Origin of the sequence: Sorangium sp. So ce406, from assembly GCF_051474675.1 — a bacterium.
GTDB classification, from domain to species: domain Bacteria; phylum Myxococcota_A; class Polyangia; order Polyangiales; family Polyangiaceae; genus Sorangium; species Sorangium cellulosum_G.
Genome location: NZ_CP150340.1, coordinates 6,057,557 through 6,077,312, shown reverse-complemented (window position 1 = coordinate 6,077,312; position 19,756 = coordinate 6,057,557). Strand labels below are relative to the sequence as shown.

The window sequence follows — 19,756 nt, the reverse complement described above, 5'->3', positions numbered from 1 at the left end:
CTACTCACCCTGCGGCGATGGAACAAGCGCCAGCGCGGCGCGCCGCCCGCGTCAGTCCGGGTCGTTGTTCGTGAAGATCACGGTGCTGGTCACGATCTCGCCGTTGCGCACCTCACCGGTGCGGACCAGCGTGCAGGTCAGGCCGTCGCCGTCCAGGTCCCCGCGTGCCCCCGCCTCGAACCCCTCCGGGCCGCTGGGGATGGGGGCGCCGGGCAGGCCCTGGCTGAGGTAGCCGCTGCCGACCTGGTACGAGTACTGGAAGTAGATGGGCGCGACCGTCGCGAAGCCGAGGCACTGCCAGCCCGCGAGCGTCGAGCCCGACATGAAGTCGGCGCCCAGCGCCCCGCTCGGCTGGTACTTCCTCCCCTGGACATCGGCGAAGTTGAAGGGGACCGGCGCGGCCGAGGCGCAGAGGAGGTGGGTATTCGCCGCGGCGACACCGGTGGCGGGCAGGAGCTGCGAGATGTCGCGCTCCCGCTCGTACTGGGTGATGGCGCTGCGGGTGATGGCGCCGACGATCTGCTTGGCTTCAGCCGTCTTCGCCGTGGTGAGATAGTTGCGCACCCCGACGATGGCCAGGGCGGCGAGCACGCCGATGATGGCGACCACGATCATGAGCTCGACGAGCGTGAATCCGCGACTGCGAGATGCTTCCTTCTGCCGCACGGTACGCCCTCATGCTGGATGTGGTCTACGAAGCCCGCTCGCCCGATCCGGGGCGACGCAGAGATGCCCTCATGCTGGATGTGGTCCACGAAGCCTGGTTGCCCGACCCAAGGTGAGCCGGGCAACCAGGGAGCACGTCACTCGTACTCGTTCTCGATGTTCACCTGCGTGGCCAGGGCGAGCTGCCCGGTCGCGGCGTCCACCGTGCCGCCGCGGGTGAAGTAGCTGTTGACCGCGTCCGCGTCGAGGTTGCCGACCGCGCCGGCCTCGAAGCCGGTGGCGCCGGGGTCGGGCCCCTGCGTGACGCCCGGGACGCGGGTGCCCTGGTAATAGTGATACTGGTAGTAGATCGGCTGGGTCATCGAGAACCTCAGGCACTTCCAGCTTCCCGTCGAGGTGCCTTGCTCGAAGTCAGAGCCCTCGGCCGTGTTGGGCTGGTACTTGACGCCCATCGGCGGGCCGCCGGCAGGCACCGGGGTGGCGCTGGTGCACAGGCTGTGGCTCGCGGTCCCCGAGTTGTTCCCGCCCGCGAGGATCTCGGACGCCGCCGTCTCGCGCTCGAACGCGGCGGCGGCGCCGCGGGTGATCGCGCCCACGGAGTTCTTGGCCTCCGAGGTCTTCGCGCTGGCGAGGTACCGGCGGACGCCGAAGATCGCGAGCGCGGCGAGGACGCCGATGATGGCGACCACGATCATGAGCTCGACGAGCGTGAAGCCTCTTCTGTCGTATCGCTTCAGTGCACGCATGAGTGTCGATCCTCCGTGATGCTTTCTTTAATTGGATGCGTTGCCGAGACTGACCGTCACGACGCCAGTGCGGGGCCCGGCCAGCCCGCAGTGCGAAAACCTCTCCCGCGGAGCAGGCGCGCTCGGCGCCCGCGACGCGGCAAACCATCCTGCTCCGTCACTCCGTGTCGTTCTCCCAGTAGATCCCGGACATCGTCGATGTCGTCAGGAGCAAGGCATAGGTCCCATCCCGATCGCGATCGCCGACGGCCTGGATGACGTACCAGGGCCCCCTGGGCAAAAACTGCGGATCGCTCAGCGGGGCCTGCGACAGCCCGCCCCAGGTGAAGCCGCTGTTCGGGGTCGCGGAGAAGCTGTTCCCGATGCCGGCCACCGACGCGTAACCGAAGCGGACCGCGCCATCGGTGGTCACGTTGAGCATCCGCCATCGCGCGTAATCGGTGTGGCCCGTGTCGTCCCAGCCGCGCTTCATGTCGCCGAGCGTCCCGCCGGGATACCAGTGGCTCTGATCGAGCGATCCCTGAGAGACGTTCAGGTACTCGAGCATCTCCGCCCGGTAGGACTCCTGCCCACCGCGGATCCCCTGCATCACCGCCTTCGGCTCGGCGATGCCCGCCGAGGCCATGTACCTGCGGTACCCGACGAGCGCGAGCGCCGCGAGGACACCCACCATCCCGACGACGACGAGGAGCTCGACGAGGGTGAACCCTCGTCGCGCAGCGCGTCGCTGTCGTTGCCCGCTCCGCATTCTCCAGGACCTCTCAGCAGGCGACGTGCCAGGGAGAGCGCGGCTCGGAGTCTTCTTCGACTTGCGCGGAAAGCCCATGAGTTGCCTCGGTTTTCCTCGAGACAGGAGCTCGAGATGCTGGAGGTGTGTGGTTGTGTTCGTTTCCGGCGGTGACGAAAACCGTCACTGCGGGGCGCCGGGCGGTGACGATTCTCGTCAGGATCCCTCCGACTCGTCGTCGCTCTCCCCGTCGGCGGCGAGGGCGTGCTTGGCGAGGCGGTAGCGCAGGGACCGGAACGAGACGCCGAGGAGCTTCGCGGCCGCCTTGCGAACGCCGCCGGTGCGCTCGAGCGCCTGCAGGATGAGCCGGCGCTCGACCTCGCCGAGCACCTCGTCGAGCATGCACCCGCCGGGCGGCAGCTCCGCGAGCAGCGGGGCCGGGCTCGCGCTGAGCCCGGCGACGGCGCTCGGGAGGTCGCCGAGGCCGATCGAGGGGCCCCCGGCGAGCGCCACCGCGCGCTCCATCATGTTCTCGAGCTCGCGCACGTTGCCCGGGAACGCATAGGCGTCGAGCGCGCGCACGGCGTCCGTCGTCAGGCCGCGGACGTCCTTGCCGAGCTCGGCGGCGAAGCGGCGCAGGAAGCGGTCGGCGAGCCGCGAGATGTCCCCCGGGCGCTCGCGCAGCGGCGGCAGCTCGATGCGGATGACGTTGAGCCGGTAGTAGAGGTCCTGCCGGAACCTGCCCTCGCGGACCTCCGTCTCCACGTTGCGGTTGGTCGCGGCGAGCACCCGGACGTCGACCGCGATCTCCGCGGCAGCGCCGACCGGGCGCACCTTCCGCTCCTGGAGCACGCGGAGCAGCTTCACCTGCAGCGCCGCCGGGAGCTCCCCGATCTCGTCAAGGAGCAGCGTCCCGCCGTCGGCCTCCCGGAACAGCCCCATCGAGCGCGCGCCCGCGCCCGTGAACGAGCCCTTCTCGTGGCCGAACAGCTCGCTCTCCATGAGCGCCTCGGGCAGCGCCCCGCAGTTGACGACAAGGAACGGCTTCGCCGCGCGGTCGCTCTGGTCGTGGATCGCGCGGGCGATGCGCTCCTTGCCGGTCCCGCTCTCGCCCGTGAGCAGCACGGTCGTGCGCGTCGGCGCGATCTTGGCGATGAGCTCCGAGATCCGCTGCATCGCCGGGCTCGTCCCGAGCGGCTCGCGCGACGGCAGGTCGAGCCGCTCGAGCTGCGCGCGCAGCCGCTGGTTCTCGGCGACGATCGAGCTCTTCTCGAGCGCCTTCGCGGCGAGCGCGGTGAGCTCCGCCGGCGAGAACGGCTTCGTCACGAAGTCGTAGGCGCCGTGGCGCATGGCGTCGAGCGCGCTCTCCACGGTGGAGTGCGCGGTCATCACGATCACCTCGGTCGCGCCGCTCCGCGCCTTCGCGGCCCGCAGCACGTCGATGCCCGAGCCGTCGGGCATCACGAGATCGGTGAGGATCAGCGGGAACGGCTGCGGGTTCTGCCGGATCGCCTCGAGGGCGGCGCGCGCGCCGGGCGCGATCACGACCTCGTAGCCCTGGCGGCGGAAGGCGATGGTGAGCACCTGACGCAGGCCCGGCTCGTCATCGACGACCAGCACCCGGGTGGCGTTCGGCGGGATGCTCGGCGGGATCGACGCCATCACGCCAGCCACACTATCACGACCCCCCGCGCGCGCGTCACGGCGGGCAGCGGGCGCAGCGCGCCGCGTCGTCGGGCGCCGCGGCCTTCAGGGGCAGGCGTCGTTCACGACGCCGAGGGGCGTGCGCTCCTCGACGACGAAGCGCTGCGCCTCGCTGTCCTTGTCGCTGCTGCCCTCTTCCTGCAACTCCTGCCAGACGAGGAGCGTGTCGCAGAGCTCGGCCTCGATCTCGACATGGTACCGGCCGTTCCCGTCGCTGTCGTCCTCGATCACGCCCCGCTGCGTCCGCTCGTTGAAGACGCTGACGCGCGCCCCGGGGGTGCAGTTGCCCGAGATCTGCCACACCCCCTCCGCTTCCGCGGAGGGCCGCATCGTGTCGGCCGGCTCGGGCGGCGGCAGCGGCAAGGTCGGGCTCAGGCACGCTGCACCGGCGAGCAGCGAGGTCGCGAGGGCGAAAGCGAAGTGAAGCGCAGCGCGGCGGAGAGTCGGCACGGCACGAGGTGATAGCACACCGTGTGCCGCCCTCTCTCCGCCCGCGAGCGCCGCGAAGCGCCGGAATTTCTGGCCGTCGCGCCGCCACCCGGCGGCCCGACCGTCAATTCTGTTGGCGCTCGCGCCCGTCGGTTTGCAGCACGCGCAGGGCGACGCGCCGCTTCGCCGTCACCGCGCCGAGGTCGCCCGCCAGCGGGGGCGCGGCGCCGCGCTCGTCCTCGTCGAGCACCTCGCCCACCAGATCGTAGTCGCTCGCCTGCGTGATGCGGACCCGACACATCTCTCCCGGACGGACCTCGCCGCCGGAGAGGTAGACCTGCCCGTCGATCTCGGGCGCCTGGCCGGCGTGGCGGCCCATGAGCACGTACTCGTGCTCGTCGCTCGTCCCCTCGACGAGCACCTCGAGCTCGCGCCCGACCATCGCGGCGCTCTTCTTGTGGGAGATGCGCCGCTGCAGCGCCATGAGGCGGCGGTAGCGGCTCGCGGCCGTGCGCGCGGGGACCTTGCCTTCGAGCGCGTGGCTGCGGCTCGTCTCCTCGTCGGAGTAGCGGAAGACGCCGACCCGCTCGAACTCGGCCCAGCGCACGAAGTCGCAGAGCTCCTCGAACTCGGCGTCGGTCTCGCCCGGGTGGCCGACGATGAACGCGGTACGGAACGTGAGGTCGGGGACGCGCTCGCGCAGCGTGGAGACGACCCGCCGGAGGCGCTCGCCGCCGTGGCCGCGCCGCATCCGGCGCAGCATCGCGTCCGCGGCGTGCTGGAGCGGCATGTCCACGTACGGCACGACCCGCGGGTGGCCGGCGAGCAGCTCGACGAGGTCGTCGGTCATCGTCTCGGGGTACAGATAGAAGATCCGCACCCAGCGCACGCCCGGCACGTCGGCGACGCGCTGGACGAGCTCCGCGAGCGTCGAGCGCGCCTCGCCAGACCCGCGGCCCGCGGCGTCGCGGCCGTAGGCGATCGTGTCCTGCGAGATGAGGTTGATCTCGCGGACGCCCGCCGCCGCGAGCTGCTCCACCTCGCGCACCACGTCCGCGATCGGCCGCGAGCGCTGCGCGCCGCGCAGATCCGGGATCACGCAGAACGAGCAGGTGCGGTTGCAGCCCTCGGCGATCTTGACGTACGCGCTGCCGCCGGGGGTCGAGAGGGTGCGCGGATCGGCCGAGCGGATCAGCCACTCCGCGGGGTTGCCGACGAGCATCCGCTCCGCGTCGCCCGCGAGCACCTGTCCGAGCTTGAGCATGTCGCTCGAGCCGAGGAAGTGATCGACCTCGGGCATCTCGCGGGCGAGCTCCTCGGGGTGGCGCTGCGAGAGGCAGCCGGCGACCACCAGCCGCTTGCAGCTGCCGTGCTCCTTGTGCTGCGCCATCTCGAAGATGGCGTCGATCGACTCCTTCTTCGCCTCGCCGATGAAGCCGCAGGTGTTGACGACGATCACCTCGGCGTCGGCCGCGTCGTCGACGTGCGCGTAGCCTGCGGCGCGGGCGACGCCGAGCATCACCTCGGAGTCGACGCGGTTCTTGGGGCACCCGAGGCTGACGAAATGGACCTTGCGCGAGCTCATTGAGTTGCTGCTTCCTCGCTGTCGACGAAGACGACCCGGCCCGCGGCCAGCGTCATCTTGACGCGGCCCGTGAGCTGTCGGCCCAGGAGCGGCGTGTTCTTGCTCTTCGAGCGCAGGCGCGCCGGGTCGAGCACGAAGCTCAGGTTCGGGTCCACGAGGCAGAGCTCGGCGCGGGCGCCGGCCTTGATCGTGGGCGCCTCCAGCCGCGCGACGCGGGCCGGGGCGCGGGTGAGCGCGTCGACGAGCCGCCCGAGGGGGAGGGCGCCCTGGCGCACGAGGTCGAGCAGGACCGGGACGACGAGCTCGAGGCCGATGAGGCCGGGCGACGCCTCGGCGAACTCGCAGTCCTTCTCCAGCGTGGAGTGGGGCGCGTGGTCGGTGGCGATCGCGTCGATGGTGCCGTCCGCGAGCGCCTCGCGGAGCGCGTCGACGTCCGCCTGCTCGCGCAGGGGCGGGTTGACCTTGCACGCGGTGTCGTAGCCGATCACGGCGGCGTCGGTGAGCGTCAGGTGGTGCGGCGTCACCTCGGCGGTCACGGCGATCCCGCGGGCCTTCGCCTCGCGGAGGATGCGGACCGCGCCGAGCGACGAGACGTGCGCCACGTGGTAGCGCGCCCCGGTGGCCTCGGCGAGCAGCACGTCGCGCGCGACGATGATGTCCTCCGCCACGCGGGGCCAGCCCCGGAGGCCGAGCCGCGTCGCGATCGCGCCCTCGTGCATCTGCGCCCCCTCGGTGAGCGCGTGATCCTCGGCGTGCTGGATGACCGGGAGGTCGAACGTCTTCGCGTACTCGAGCGCGCGGCGCATGACCGCGCTCGACGTCACGCAGCGCCCGTCGTCGGACACGGCGACCGCGCCGGCCTCCTTCAGGTCGGCCATCTCGGTGAGCTCCGCGCCCTTCTGGCCGATGGTGATCGCGCCGATCGGGTGGAGCGCGGGACCCCCGATCGCGCGGGCCCGCGCGACCATGGCCTCGGTGATGGAGCGGGTGTCGTTGACCGGCCGCGTGTTCGGCATCGCGCACACGTGCGCGAACCCGCCGGCGGCCGCGGCGGCCAGCCCGGAGGCGATGTCTTCCTTGTACTCCTGCCCGGGCTCGCGGAGGTGGGCGTGGAGATCGACGAACGCGGGGAGGAGCAGGAGCCCGTCTCCCTGGATGATCTCGGCCCGGGCGGCGCGCCGCAGATCGTCGGTCGCCGCGCCGCGACCGACCCGGGTGATGACGCCGTCCTCGATGACGATGTCGACCACCTCGTCGAGCTGCTGAGCCGGGTCGACGGCGCGCACGCCGACAAGGAGAAGGAGAGGGGGAGTTGAGCCGATGGCCGCCATGGGAGCGGGCTCCCCCTAGCACATGCGCTTCACGCCGTGCACCGCCGCGGGACAGCGGGGCAAGCGGGTATGGAGAATGATGGCCGGGAGGCGGCTGCGGGCTCGACGCGCACCGGCCACAGAGGAGACCGCTGCGGGGTCGGCGGGGGAGGACCGGCGGGGACGAGGACGGCAGCGGAGGGGAACGAGGGAGACGAGGGCGGCGAACGGGGAGGGAAGAAAAACGCTCGGGGCGTGACGCGGAGCTTGACGAACCGCGAGGGTGCGAGGTAGTGATGCGCTCCCGCTCGCGAAGCTGGCGGAATTGGCAGACGCGCTGGATTCAGGTTCCAGTGGGGTAACTCCCGTGGAGGTTCAAGTCCTCTGCTTCGCACCAAGCGATCGCCTTGCTCTTCTTTAGCCACTGTAGTGGCTCTTTCGCTGCTTGCCTTTGTCGGCGTTTCCTGTGATCGCAGCGCCTCCCGTTCGGGGGGCGCCGCGACGGCGGCTCCCGGCTCGAGCGAACCGACGTCCGAGGTCGCGACCCCTGCATCGAGCGCCTCGGTCGAGCCGGCGGCGGCGACCGCGCCGGCCGAGCTCGAGCCCCCGCGCGGGGCCGGCGTGCAGGAGTTCGTCCCCCTCGCCACCCTCGCGGATTGCAAGGTCAAGACGGGGGACATAGCGACGTACATCCTGCGCGAGGGGATGGGCATCGCCGGGCGCGCCGACGGCACGTTCGGCGCCGTGTGGCTCGTCGACCTCAAAGGAGGGGACGCGCAGATCGCGTTCGCCGGCTTCGACAGCGACGCCCGGCAGATCGCCCGGGCGAGGGCGATCTCGATCACGCGCGAGCCGGGGCTCCGGCTCTTCTCCGCGGGGGAGGCGTGGACGGTCACATGGTTCGACGCCGAGGGGCTCGCGTACGCCCGGCCCCGCTGGGAGACGAACCCGCCCGCGGAGACCCTGCGCGTCGGCGCCATCGGCAGGGACGTCAGCGATCACGTCGCCCTCGCGCCCGCTCCGGGCGGCGCCCTGGTGGCGGCGGCGCCCTTCGGGGCCGAGCGCAACAAGCTCGGGGTATTCCAGTTCGCGCCGGTCGATCCTGCGCAGCCGCAGCTCAAGGCGGTCGGGGTCACGCGCCACACCAGGAAGCCGCGCTGGCCGGCGGTCGCCGTCGACGCGTCCGGCAGCTACCTCGTCGCGTGGCACGACGAGGACGACGGGAGCATCCGGGCCTCGCGGTTCGACGCGTCCGGCAGGGAAGGGAGCGCCCACCTCGTCGCGAAGCCCCAGGGCAGCGACCGCTCGGCCGTCGCGACTCAGGAGACGCCGGACAGGGACCAGCGGCTCGGGCTCGTGGCCGCCGGCGGCGCCGGGGCGATCCTGCTCTGGAGCGAGGGCCCCACGCTGATCGCCCGCGCGCTGGACGCCGAGGCGCGGCCGCGCGGGGCGGCCTGGGTGATCGGCAAGGGCAAGTGGCGCGCGCTCTCGCCGGGCAAGGACGGGGCGCTCGTCGCGTGGGTCGGCCACGACGGCAAGGCCGATGGGCAGACGCTCCTCGTCAAGCTGGGCGCCGACGGAGCGCCTGCTGCCCGGGGGATCCGGGTGTCGGATGGGGTGAATCCCGTCAAGGATCCTCCTAGCGTGGCCGTCGCTGGCGAGCGCGTGGGCGTCGCATGGACGGAGGCGATGAGCCCCGGTGTGAGCACGAAGCGCGCAGTTCTGCGGGTGATCGAGCGCGCCTGTATCCCCTGAGCCCGGCGCGACGGCGGGCCCGCGTATGGCGGGCGTAACGCGGACTCCGGCGCTAGGATGAGGGACGTGAGCCACGCATTCGGCCCGAGTCAGTCACCGCCGAACCGCGATGCGAACGAGCCGGCAGAGGCGCTCCGAGATGCGCGGGCGGACATCCTGCCCTCCGAAGGCGAGCTGCCTGTCAGCGCACCCCCCTGCGACCAGGCGGCGCGCGCAGCTGTCGCGCCCGCTGCGGCGTCGTCGGGCGGCGCTTCCACGCAGCTCCCGTTCATCCACGACCCCTACCTCACCCCGCCGCTCCCGCCGGAGCGGCGGCAGCTCTCGACGCTGGCGGTGAGCTCGGTCGTGGCAGCCCTCTTCGGCCCGCTCGGGGCCGTCGCCGCGATCGTCTTCGGCTGGGCGGCCCGCCGCGAGATCGAGCGCGCCCCCGGCGCCCGCAGGGGATATGCGCTCGCCAGCGTGGGGCTCTCGCTCGGCGTGCTCCTCACGCTCTGCTGGAGCTCCGCGATCGGCTTCGGCGTGTGGGCGTGGACGACGTACAGCGGCGGCGAGACCGCCTCGGCCGTCGGCGAGGGGGAGACCTCGCCGGAGCCGGCGAGCGCCGCGTCCCCGGCGGCGCCGCTGCCGGACGCGCCTCCTCCGGCGGCCGCGCAGCCCAGCGGCAGCGTCCCGCAGCACACGACCCACCGGCGCGTCGGAGGGCTCTCCATCGTCGATATCGGCGTCGACATCTCCACGCTCAGCGAGGAGCTCGCCAGGCAGCGCGCGGAGGCGCACGCCCGCGGCGAGAAGGTCCTCGTGATGACGACGAGCGATCCGTGCGAGCCGTGCCGCGGGGTCGATCGGTCGCTCAGCGACCCGCTGATGCAGACCGCGCTCCGGAGCGTGCGGCTCGTGCGCGTGGACATCGACGTCTTCAAGGAGGACCTCGATCAGATCAAGATGCCGCGGCGGCTCTACCCCGGCTTCTTCCTGCTCTCGCCCGATCTCACGCCGCAGGACGGGATCAACGGCGGCGAGTGGGACGATGACATCGCGCGCAACATCGCGCCCGTGCTCGGGGCGTTCGTGCGAGGCCAGTACACGACCCGCCGCCAGCCGTGGCACCCGCTGCCCGGCTCGGGCATGCGGCTCTGACCGGCCTCCCGCGCGCCGCACGGCCTTCCGCGCGCTGAACAGGGTAAGCTCGGCCCGTGAAGCGCTTCGTCCAGCTCGCCCTCTTCGTCCTCTGTGTCGCGTTCAGCGCCTCGGCGGCCTACAACGTCTTCTCCGACAACGCCGACGTCGAGCGCGCGGCCGCGCTCGTGGCGTGCGGCGAGGACGCCGCCGCGGGCGCGCCGGAGGGGCGTCGCGCGAGCGACGGCTGCAGAGCGCGGATGACCCGCCTGGAGCGGACGCCGTTCGGACAGACGTTCGAGTTCACCACGGCGAAGCGCACGGTGGACGTCAGGTGCGAGCGGGCGCTCGTGCTCGCCGGCGAGTACCGCTGCAAGCTCCGGTGATCGGCGAGGGCGGGGCGCCCCGTCGCCGAGGACCGCGCGCAGGATTGCGCGACGCAGCAGGGTCTTTCCGCGCGGAAGTTACGCTATGGTGGGCGGCCGTGACGAACGCGGAAGCGCGCCTGCCTCGCTCGAGCAGCCCCGACGCCCGGCGTGCCGCCGCGCGCGCCGCGTGCGTGCTCGCGGTGGCCGCGCTCTGGGCGGCGCCGGTGTCGGCCGCGCAGGCGCCGCTCGACTCGCCGGGGGCCGCGCCGGCGTCGCCCGGCGCCGCGCCGGCGTCGCAGGGGGCCGCGCCCGCGTCGCCCGGCGCCGCGCCGGCATCGCAGGGCAAGGCGCCGAACCCCGCCCCGTCGCCCGAGGCGGAGGAGAAGCGGCGCCGCATCGAGCGCGCCACCACGCTGCATGACCAGGCGCAGGGGCTCTACCAGCACGGCGAGTACCGCGCGGCGATCGCGAAGCTCGAGGCCGCGGTGGAGCTCGATCCCGAGGGGAAAGAGCTCATCTACAACCTGGCCGTGATCCACGAGAGGCTGGGCGAGATCGACAGGGCCGAGCACTATTATGTTCGTTACCTCGCGATGGAGACGCTCCCGAAGGAGCGCGAGCAGGTCATGGCGGTCCTCAAGCGGCTGAAGGGGGCGAAGCGGGAGCTCTCCAGCGCGAAGCCGTCGCCGGCGGCGCCCCCGTCCCCCGCCGGGACCGCCGCGCCGCTGCCGCTCCTGCCGCGCGTGTCGCTCCTGCCGCGGCGCTCCGTCGTCGCGGCGAACCCGAGGCCTCCCAGGCCCTGGCTCTTCATCAGCGGCGGCATCGCCGCCGGGTCTCTCGTCGTCGGCGGCGTGTTCGCCGCGCTCGCCGTGGCGCGCGATCCCAGCCCCCGCGAGCGCACGGGCGACGGCCTCTCCGTCGCCGATCTGCAGGCCGACGCGAGCGCCGCCCACCGCTACGCCGTCGTCGCGGACGTGGCCGTGCTGGTCGCCGGGCTCTCCGGGGTCGCGGCGCTCTACCTGTACCTCTCGCCGCGCGCCCCCGCGGCGCGCCCGGGCGCCTCTCGCCCGGCCTTGACCGCTCGCGCGCTCTCCCCCGTCCCGGGTCGCGGCGAGGGCCCGCTGTCGCGCGGCGCGCGTCCAGGGGAGGCGGCGCCGGAGGTCAGCTTGTCGCTGGGCGCCGACGGAGCCCGGCTCCTGGTGCAGTTCTGATGGGCCCCGGCGCCGCGGGGCGGCGGCTTCACCGGCTGCTCGCGGCGCTCGTGGCGCTCGGCGTCGGGTGCGAGCTCCTCGTCGACGGCGAGCTGGACGCGGTGCTCTGCTCCGAGGAGGGCGCGATCGGACCCCCGGCGTGCCCCGAGCGCGCCCTCTGCCGGGACGGCGCCTGCGTCGAGATGCTCGGCGAGCGCGCGCTGGGCGCGCCCTGCGCAGCGCACAGCGACTGCGGAGCGCTCGACTTCTGCCTCGATCCCACCAGGTTCGGCGGCGAGGGACCGAGCGTCTGCGCGCGCGCCTGCTGCAATTCCAGCGACTGCGATCCCGTCCGCGACGCAGTCTGCTGGGTACCCGAGCAGGGCGGCGGCGGTCTCTGCCGGGTCGGCAGGGACGTCGGCCGGCCGGCGGTGGGCACGGGGCGCACCGGCGATGCGTGCGCCGCGCCTGGTGACTGCCGTTCAGGCATGTGCATCGACAGCGCCTGCGTCGACACCTGCTGCTCGGACACCAACTGCGCGGCGCCAGCGGTATGCCGCCTGACGACAGGCCTCGTCTCGGCCGGGACAGCCTGGGCGTGCCGGCTGCCCGGCACGGGCAGCCGCGGCTACTTCGAGGAGTGCGAGGAGCACGCGGACTGCTCCTCCGGGCTCTGCGCCGCGCTCGAGGGGATCGGCGACCGGTGCACGATCCCGTGCTGCGCATCGGACATGTGCCCGGCGTCGCCCGGCGACGTGATGCAGATCGTCGGCTGCGCCGAGGTCGACCTCCCCGAAGGCTCGACCGTCCGGGCCTGCACCAAGCTGCTCGACGAACACAGCTTCTCGGCCGTCGGTGTTCCGTGCACCACGGATGATGCGTGTCGTGGCGGCATTTGCGTCAGGGACCCTGGAGAAAGTCAGGGATTCTGTAGCGATGTCTGTTGCGGCGAGGCGTCGTGCGGCGACATCGCGCGCTTCGGATGTCGCCCTCACGGGACCGATTCGTCGTGGGCCTTGCGGTGTGAGCCCAAGTAACGGACGATCTCCCCCATCCCGGTGGTAGCTCCTACAGCGGACGGCCAGTTCCCAGCCAGCGCACCCGGGCCCACGGGCGAGCCCAGCCGGGCCATGGCGCTGATTTGCCCGCGATGTCACCACCTTGCGTCGGTCGCTCAGGACGCGAGGAGCTCGTCCAGCGTGCCACCGCCCGCCGCCAGCGAGGGCGGCTCCCGGGCGGGCGCGGGCGCGAGGCTGCCGCGCTGCCCGCACGACGGGCTGGCCCTCGTGAGCCGCGAGGTGCTCGCCGAGGCCGAGGGAGATGCGTTCCTCGGGCTCACGATCGCGGACCGGTTCGTGATCGTCGGCAAGCTGGGCGCCGGCTCGATGGGCACTGTCTACCGCGCCCGCCAGGAGGCGATGGGCCGCGACGTCGCCATCAAGATCCTGCGGTCGGACAGGGCCTTCGACGCGCAGGCGAAGGCGCGGTTCACGCGCGAGGCGCGCGCGATGAGCCTCCTCCGCTCGCCGCACACGGTCACCGTCTTCGATTTCGGCGAGATCGTGGACGATTCGTCGGACCCGACCTTCGGCCGCGGTCGGTCCGCGGAGCAGAGCTCACCCGACGGGGCGACGTGGAGCAGCGGCTCCCTCTACCTCGCGATGGAGCTCCTCGAGGGCGAGTCGCTCGGGCAGCGGCTCAAGCGGCTGCGGCGGCTGCGCGTCGGCGACGCCGTCCGCTTCGCGCGCCACGCGCTCCTGTCGCTGGCCGAGGCGCACGACAAGGGGATCATCCACCGGGACCTGAAGCCGGACAACCTGTTCCTGGCCAGGCCGCCGGCGGGCGAGCACGAGGAGATCTGCAAGGTGCTCGACTTCGGCATCGCGAAGGTGATGACCGGCGCCGAGCGGCCGGTCGACGCCCTCGAGACCCAGGCCGGCACCGTGTTCGGTACGCCGCGATACATGTCGCCGGAGCAGGCGCAGGGCAGGGCGCTCGACGCGCGGAGCGATCTCTACTCGCTCGGCGTGCTGCTCTATCAGATGCTCGCCGGGCGGCCGCCGTTCATCGACGACGACGCCGTCGTCGTGATGGCGAGGCACATCAAGACGGCGCCCGTGCCGGCGATCGAGGCGGCGCCGGAAGCCGGGATCCCGCCGTCGCTGTCGCAGCTCCTCGAGCGCGCGCTCGCCAAGCGACCCGAGGACCGGCCGCGAAGCGCGCAGGAGTTCATCGCGGAGCTCGATCGCGCGATGGACGAGGCGAGGCCGAGCCTGAGCCGCGAGCGATCGAGCCGCCCTCCGCCGAACGAGGTCGGCGCGACGAGCGAGCTGCTCGCGGTCGTGGGCGACGGCGCGGACGCCTCGCACACGCCGAGCACGCTGCGCCCCGCGCCGCGGCGGCGCGCCTCGCGCGTTGTCGTCGGGACGGTCGCGCTGTCCCTGATCGTGACGGCGTTCGCCGTGCGCGAGCTCCGCCGCCCTGCCGGCGACGGCGTGCGCAGGCTCGAGAAGGGCGTGGCGCACGAGGCGAGGGCGCTCGCGGACGCGGTCGCGCGCGATGCCCCGCCGCGCGCCGTCGAGCCCGCGGCGCCGGCGCCGCCGCCCGCGGTGACAGCGCCGCCGTCCGCGGCGACAGCGCCGCCGTCCGCGGTGACAGCGCCGCCGCCCGCGTCGCCGAGCCCCGCGAGCGCGGTCAGCGCCGCCGACCCGACGGGCGCCGCCTCCGCGCCGACGCCGAAGCGAAGGCCGCCGCAGTCGCGCAAGCCGTACGTGAAATTCGACTGATGGCGGTACGCGCGCAGCCTCGCTGCGCGCGCCGCACGCGAGCGCCGGAGGCCCGCTCTCCCGCGAGGCTCGCCGCGAAAAGAGCGGCGGCGACCGATGGCGAATTGCGCTGAGAGTCGCTGTACGAAGCAGAGGCGAACGTGTAACTTCGCCGCGCACCGATGGATCCCCGGGAGATGGAAACGCTCATCCAGCGCCTCGTCACGAATCCGCATGACGGGGAAGCCCTGGCGTATGCGCACCGAGCCGGGGAGCAGGACCCACGTTCGTACGCGATGCTGCTCGAGCGCGTCGGCAGCTCCACCGCAGATCCGTCGTACGCGGCGCACTGGCTCAGCGAGGCCGCCAACGTGTGGTCGACCACGATCGGCGACGCGCACCACGCCGCGCGCACGCTCATGATCGCCATCGACAAGGACCCGACGCAGCGGACGGCCGCGGAGCGGCTGGCGCAGCTCTACCGAGAGAAGGGCGATCAGAAGGCGCTCGCCGCGCTGCTGGAGCGGCTCGTGAAGGCGCTCACGCCGCTGCTCTTCGAGCGGCCCGAGGTGCGCGCGCAGCTCACGACCCTGCACGAGGAGCTCGGCAGGCTGTGGAGCGAGCCGCCGCTCTCGCGGCCGGAGCGCTCCCTCGAGAACTGGCGCCGCCTCGCGGAGCTCGATCCGCACAACGTCTACGCCATCTACGCCGCGCGCGAGATGCTGAAGGCGCAGCAGCAGTACGCCGAGGCGATCCCTTACTTCGCGATGGAGCAGGCGCTCGTCGACGACCCGGAGCGTCGGCTCGCGCTGCTGCGCGACGAGGCCGACATCCGGCGCCGCGCCGGCGATCTCGTGGGCTCCACCGTGGCGCTGCGGAACGCGCGCGCGTTCCTGCCGCACGATGTCGGGCTGATCCAGGCGCTCGGCGTCGCCATCGTCGATCGCATCGAGGCCGGCGAGCCGGTACCCGAGCCGGAGCGCGACGAGGCCGCGGAGCTCTTCGTCGCGCTCGCGGAGACGTACGACGGGGAGTACGGCTACTCGTACTCGGTGTACGCGCTCCGCGCGGCGCCCGGGCACGACCGCGCGATGCAGCTCGCCGATCACTACGCGAAGCAGCTCGGCCGCACCGCCGAGCTCCGCCCGCGCTACGTCGCTTACCTCCAGGTCAACCCGAACGGGTTCATGGCCGCCGAGGCGCGCAAGCGGGCGTCCGTGCTGCCGCCCCCGCCGCGGCTACCGTCGGTGCCGCCGCCCGTCAGCGCGATCGCCGCGCCTTCGCGCGCGGCGTCGGCGCCGCCCGCCGCGGGCGCGGCGCCCTCTTACCCGCCGTCCCCGGCCTCCAGCGTCCCTGCGCCGGTGGCCACGGCGATCGCCGCTGAGCCGGCGATCGCCGCGTTCGCGCCGGCCGCGCCGCTCGCCCCCACGCCGGCCGCGCCGCTCGCCCCCACGCCGGCCGCGCCTGCGCCGCTCTCGAGCGCCGCAGCGCCGAGCTCCCGCCCGGCGCCGGGCGCACCCGGCTCCACGCCGGCCCCCGGGGCACTCGGCGGCTCGGCCCTGGCAGACGCTCCCCCGCCCCTGGACGAGGAGCAGCAGGCCGAGCTCCGCAGGCCGCAGCCGCTCGCCAGGCTCCGCGAGGTGCTCACGGCCGATCCGGCCAACCCGGACGCGCTCGCGCAGGTCGAGGAGCAGCTCCGTCAGAAGCACGGCTTTGCCGAGCTGCGGGACGTCCTGCTCGCGGCCGCGCGCGTCCCCACGGCGCCCGTCGAGCGCAGGAAGGCGCAGCTCCGCGAGGTCGCGGGGCTGTGCGAGTCGCAGCTCCGCGACGTCGACACGGCGGTGCAGGCCTGGAGGCTGCTCTCCGAGCTCGATCCGGCCGACGCGCAGGCCCAGGCCGAGCTGCGGCGGCTGCTCGAGCGGAGCGCGCGCTGGGATGACCTCGCCGCGGTGCTCGAGCAGGAGGCCGCGGCCACGCCCGACGTCGCGCAGAAGATCGAGATCGAGAAGAAGCTCGTCTCGCTCCACGAGCAGAAGCGCCGCGATCCGATCGCGGCCGCGGAGGCGTGGGTCCGCGTCGCGGGCCTGTCGCCCGAGGACGGCACGGCGATCCAGGCCGCCGTCAAGCTCTTCGAGCGGGGCGAGCGGTTCGACCTCGCGGCGCAGGTCCTCGCCGACGCGGCCTCTCGCTTCCAGGACAAGCTCACCCGCGCGCCGCTCCTCCAGAAGCTCGGCGAGCTCCGGATGCGGCTCGGCGAGCCGGGCGCCGCGGGCGACGCGTTCAGCCAGGTGGCCGAGCTCGTGCGGCAGCCGAAGCTGTGGGAGCACGCGGAGAAGGCCTACGTCGCCGCGGGGCGGCTCGTCGAGGCGGCGAGGGCGCTCTGCGAGCGGGCGCTGCTCGTCGACCGCAAGGCGCGCCCCGCGCTCTTCGTCCAGGCCGCGGAGCTGCTCCTCGGCGCGGGCGACGTCGAGGGCGCGCTCGACCGGGTCGCGCGCGCGATCGAGCTCGACCCGGCGGGCGACGCCGCCGGGCCCGCGATCGAGGACCTCTACCGGCGCACCCACCGGCTGCCCGAGCTCGCGCGTTTCCTGCTGGCCCGCGCCGAGCAGCTCGGCGACCGCGCGCAGCGCGTCGCGGCGCGGCGGGAGGCGGCCACGGTGCAGCGCGAGCTCGGCGATCGCGACGGCGAGCGCGCGACGCTCTCGCTCCTGCTGTCCGACGGCGAGGACGCCGAAGCGCTCGCGCGGCTCGCCGAGGACGCCAGCGAGCGCGGCGATCACCAGCTGGGCGCGGAGCTCCTGCGGCGGCTCAGCGCGCTCACGGACAGCAACCCCGGCAAGATCTCGATCGCCATGCGCGAGGCGCGCATGCTCGCGGAGGGCTCCGGCGACATCGACGCGGCGATCGCCCGCTACGAGGCGATCGTGGCCGACCTCGATCCGCAGAACCGGAACGCGCTCCGGGCGATCGCCGCGCTCGAGGAGCAGCGCGGCAACCTGAGGGGCGCCGCCGGCGCTCTCGAGCGCGAGCTCGCGCTCGTGGGCGGCCCTGAGCGGCTCGACATCGCGCAGCGGCTCGCGGCCCTGTACGAGGGGCCGCTCGACGATCCGCACGGCGCCGTCAGGGCGCTCGAGGTCGTCCACGCCGCCGAGCCCGACGATCTCGACGCTGTCGCCCGGCTCCAGCGGCTCGCCGAGCGCCTGAACGACTGGCCGAAGGTCGCGCGCCTCCTGGCGCTCCTGATCGAGGTGGAGGGCGACGAGGACGAGGCGTCGGCGATGACCCGCCGCCTCGCCGAGATCCTGGACCAGGCGCTCGGCAGGAGCGACGAGGCGATGGCCCTCCTGGAGAAGCTCGCCGACCAGGGCGACGAGGCGTGCCGGGAAGCGTACATCGCGCTCGGCGACCGGATCGGCTGGAAGGGCGTGGTCGCGACCAAGCTCGTCGCCTGGAACGAGTCGCTCGCGCGCGCCGGGCGCGACGTCGCCCTGCGCGGCGCGTTCGAGCGCTTCGTGGAGGTCGGCCGCCACCGCGACGCGGCGCGCGTCGCGATGGAGCTCGCGCGCTCGCGGACCGCCGACGCCGCCCTCGGGGGGAAGCTCGAGGCGATCGCGGTGGAGCTCCAGGATCGCGAGGCCCTCTCCGTCGCGCACGACCTCCTCGCGCGGGATCTCGCGGGCCCGGCGCGCGCGGTCGAGCTCGTGCGGCAGGCCGAGGTCCGGGTCTCCGTGGGCGTCGATCCCCTGGAGGCCGTCCACCACGGCGAGGGCGCGCTGGCGAGCGTGCCGACCGCCGAGGTCGAGCCGCTGCTCGTGCGCCTCGCGGCGCTGGCCGACGCCCCGAGCCTCATCATCGACCTGTTCGAGCGCCAGGTGGCCCGGTGCCGCACCCCGGCCGATCGCCTCGCGGCGCTCGCCCGCGCCGCCGAGATCGCCTGCGAGCGCGGCGCCATCGACAGGGCGCGCAGCTTCTTCGAGCTGGCGCTCGGCGGCGGCGTCCAGGAGGACACGATCGCTACCCTCGAGCGGGTGGCGAGGGACGGCGACGAGCGGTCCGCGTCGACCGCGCTGCGCTCGATCCTCGCCGAGGCGCTCGCGGCCGGCGGCCACGGCTCGCGCGACGGCGGCCGCACCCGGGCGGCGCTGCTCCGCCGCGCCGCCGCGATCGTCCACCAGGATCTCGGCGACGTCGACCGCGCCTTCAGCTGGCTCGGCGACGCCGTGCTCGCGCACGTGGACGACGCGTCGCTCGACGCGCTCGAGGCCCTCGGGCGCGACGTGGGCGATCCGCACCGCGTGGGCGCGACGTTGAACCGCGCGCTGGACGAGGTGTTCGACGGCCCGCTCGTGCGCAAGCTCCTCCAGCGGCGGTCCAGGCTGCGGCGCGACGTGCTCGGCGACCGGCAGGGCGCCGCGGCGGATCTGAAGAAGCTCCACGACCTGTCGCCGTCGGACCAGGACGTGATGAACGAGCTCTCCAGCCTCCTGCAGGAGCTCGGCGACCACCGCGGCATGATCCAGCTCTACGAGGACCAGATCCTGCGCGGCCGCGATCCGGCGCAGCGGGCGGAGCTCGCGCGCAAGGTGGCGCGCATCTGGGAGGAGGAGCTCGGCGAGGCGCGCGAGGCGGCGGACGCCTGGCGCCGCGTCCTCCGCATGAAGGCGGGGGATCCGGACGCGACCGCGGGGATCGAGCGGGCGAAAGCCGGCAACCTCAAGCGCACCCCGCCGCCGCCCGTGCTGCCGACCAGGCCGCCGGGCCCGTCGCTGACCGAGCCGCCGCTCGCGCCCCGGGTGCCCAGCCTCGAGACGCTCGGCGCCGAGGCCGCCGTGACGGCGGCGGCCGCTGGCGCCGCCGCGGCCGTGGCGGCGAACGGCCACGCGGGCCCCGGGATGGATGCCGCTGCCGAGGCGCTGCCGGAGGAGCCCGCCGGGCTCGCCGAGGCGCCGGCGCCGCAGCCCGAGCCGCAGCAGGCCGAGGCAACCCACGGCAACGCGTCGTACGATGCCGCCGGGGCCGAGGTGAGCGGGGCCGACGCGAGCGGGGCCGACGCGAGCGGGGCCGACGCGAGCGTCGGCGCTGTCGGCGTGGCGCTGGAGTCCGGGCAGGAACTCGCCCCCGAGGGCGCCGGGCTCCTCGCGCCGGCCGAGCTCGCCGGTGAGGAGGCCGCCCCCGCACAGCCCTCGGACCTCGATGGCCACGCGCCGCAGCAGGCGGCTGTCGGGGACTTCGCGCTTCCGCTGACGGTCGACCCGCCTGCGGTGCCGCCGCTGCCTCTCTCTGACGAGGTCGACGTCGACGCGGAAGAGGTGGAGTTCCTCGACGACGAACCCGGTGCTCCCTAGTCGCATCGATCGGGCGGAGACGCCGCGTGCCGGGGAGATCGTGAGTCACG

Annotated in this window: 14 protein-coding genes and 1 tRNA gene; 8 read left to right on the top strand and 7 right to left on the bottom strand. The window is 73.7% G+C overall.

The genetic code is table 11. From position 1 onward, the window contains the following. Positions 1 to 51: 51 nt before the first annotated feature. From WME96_RS22335 to WME96_RS22305, 7 genes are all read right to left on the bottom strand, one after another. Positions 52 to 666: a type IV pilin protein gene (locus WME96_RS22335; protein WP_437292110.1), complete on the bottom strand. Its 615-nt coding sequence runs from the start codon at positions 664 to 666 to the stop codon at positions 52 to 54. A gap of 137 nt (positions 667 to 803) precedes the next feature. Beyond that, complete coding sequence (locus WME96_RS22330; protein ID WP_437292109.1) at positions 804 to 1,412, bottom strand: type IV pilin protein; 609 nt, start codon at positions 1,410 to 1,412, stop codon at positions 804 to 806. A gap of 157 nt (positions 1,413 to 1,569) precedes the next feature. Next, positions 1,570 to 2,160: a prepilin-type N-terminal cleavage/methylation domain-containing protein gene (locus WME96_RS22325; RefSeq protein WP_437292108.1), complete on the bottom strand. Its 591-nt coding sequence runs from the start codon at positions 2,158 to 2,160 to the stop codon at positions 1,570 to 1,572. A 195-nt stretch (positions 2,161 to 2,355) separates the two neighbouring features. Then, positions 2,356 to 3,801 (bottom strand): sigma-54-dependent transcriptional regulator, encoded by a 1,446-nt coding sequence (locus WME96_RS22320; protein ID WP_433937788.1) that lies wholly within the window; start codon positions 3,799 to 3,801, stop codon positions 2,356 to 2,358. 87 nt (positions 3,802 to 3,888) lie between these two features. Continuing rightward, entirely contained in the window at positions 3,889 to 4,293 is a 405-nt protein-coding gene (locus WME96_RS22315) for a hypothetical protein (RefSeq protein WP_437292107.1), read from the bottom strand. A 103-nt stretch (positions 4,294 to 4,396) separates the two neighbouring features. Continuing rightward, a complete protein-coding gene (gene rimO / locus WME96_RS22310; protein ID WP_437292106.1) occupies positions 4,397 to 5,857 on the bottom strand; it encodes a 30S ribosomal protein S12 methylthiotransferase RimO in 1,461 nt (486 codons plus the stop codon). Beyond that, positions 5,854 to 7,188 carry a dihydroorotase gene (locus WME96_RS22305; protein ID WP_437292105.1) on the bottom strand — a complete coding sequence of 445 codons (1,335 nt, stop codon included), beginning with the start codon at positions 7,186 to 7,188 and terminating at the stop codon, positions 5,854 to 5,856. The genes rimO and WME96_RS22305 overlap by 4 nt, the downstream gene beginning before the upstream one ends. 289 nt (positions 7,189 to 7,477) lie before the next feature. Between WME96_RS22305 and WME96_RS22300 the strand changes: the two genes are divergently transcribed. The 8 genes from WME96_RS22300 to WME96_RS22265 all read left to right on the top strand — a co-directional run bounded on the left by WME96_RS22300 (position 7,478) and on the right by WME96_RS22265 (position 19,706). Continuing rightward, positions 7,478 to 7,564: transfer RNA gene (locus tag WME96_RS22300), tRNA-Leu, on the top strand. A 32-nt stretch (positions 7,565 to 7,596) separates the two neighbouring features. Then, positions 7,597 to 8,922, top strand: coding sequence for a hypothetical protein (locus tag WME96_RS22295; RefSeq protein ID WP_437292104.1), 1,326 nt, complete (start codon positions 7,597 to 7,599; stop codon positions 8,920 to 8,922). A gap of 66 nt (positions 8,923 to 8,988) precedes the next feature. Next, the gene (locus WME96_RS22290) at positions 8,989 to 10,059 is read left to right on the top strand and encodes a DUF4190 domain-containing protein (RefSeq protein WP_437292103.1); all 1,071 of its coding nucleotides are present in this window, start codon (positions 8,989 to 8,991) and stop codon (positions 10,057 to 10,059) included. A 56-nt stretch (positions 10,060 to 10,115) separates the two neighbouring features. Next, on the top strand, positions 10,116 to 10,424 hold the full coding sequence (locus WME96_RS22285) for a hypothetical protein (protein WP_433937520.1): 309 nt from the start codon (positions 10,116 to 10,118) through the stop codon (positions 10,422 to 10,424). Positions 10,425 to 10,522: 98 nt separating this feature from the next. Beyond that, a complete protein-coding gene (locus WME96_RS22280) occupies positions 10,523 to 11,617 on the top strand; it encodes a tetratricopeptide repeat protein (protein WP_437292102.1) in 1,095 nt (364 codons plus the stop codon). Then, positions 11,617 to 12,633, top strand: a complete 1,017-nt coding sequence (locus WME96_RS22275) for a hypothetical protein (protein WP_437292101.1) — start codon at positions 11,617 to 11,619, stop codon at positions 12,631 to 12,633. Before WME96_RS22280 ends, WME96_RS22275 begins: the two co-directional genes overlap by 1 nt. A gap of 162 nt (positions 12,634 to 12,795) precedes the next feature. Beyond that, positions 12,796 to 14,382 (top strand): serine/threonine-protein kinase, encoded by a 1,587-nt coding sequence (locus WME96_RS22270; protein WP_437292100.1) that lies wholly within the window; start codon positions 12,796 to 12,798, stop codon positions 14,380 to 14,382. Positions 14,383 to 14,558: 176 nt separating this feature from the next. Further along, positions 14,559 to 19,706, top strand: coding sequence for a hypothetical protein (locus WME96_RS22265; protein ID WP_437292099.1), 5,148 nt, complete (start codon positions 14,559 to 14,561; stop codon positions 19,704 to 19,706). Positions 19,707 to 19,756 lie beyond the last annotated feature (50 nt).

What these genes read in the sequence shown, in the direction of transcription:
- WME96_RS22330 (WP_437292109.1), bottom strand. Translation starts at nt 1,412, where the DNA reads ATGCGTGCACTGAAGCGATACGACAGAAGAGGCTTCACGCTCGTCGAG.
- WME96_RS22325 (WP_437292108.1), bottom strand. Translation starts at nt 2,160, where the DNA reads ATGCGGAGCGGGCAACGACAGCGACGCGCTGCGCGACGAGGGTTCACC.
- WME96_RS22320 (WP_433937788.1), bottom strand. Translation starts at nt 3,801, where the DNA reads ATGGCGTCGATCCCGCCGAGCATCCCGCCGAACGCCACCCGGGTGCTG.
- rimO (WP_437292106.1), bottom strand. Translation starts at nt 5,857, where the DNA reads ATGAGCTCGCGCAAGGTCCATTTCGTCAGCCTCGGGTGCCCCAAGAAC.
- WME96_RS22305 (WP_437292105.1), bottom strand. Translation starts at nt 7,188, where the DNA reads ATGGCGGCCATCGGCTCAACTCCCCCTCTCCTTCTCCTTGTCGGCGTG.
- WME96_RS22275 (WP_437292101.1), top strand. Translation starts at nt 11,617, where the DNA reads ATGGGCCCCGGCGCCGCGGGGCGGCGGCTTCACCGGCTGCTCGCGGCG.
- WME96_RS22265 (WP_437292099.1), top strand. Translation starts at nt 14,559, where the DNA reads ATGGAAACGCTCATCCAGCGCCTCGTCACGAATCCGCATGACGGGGAA.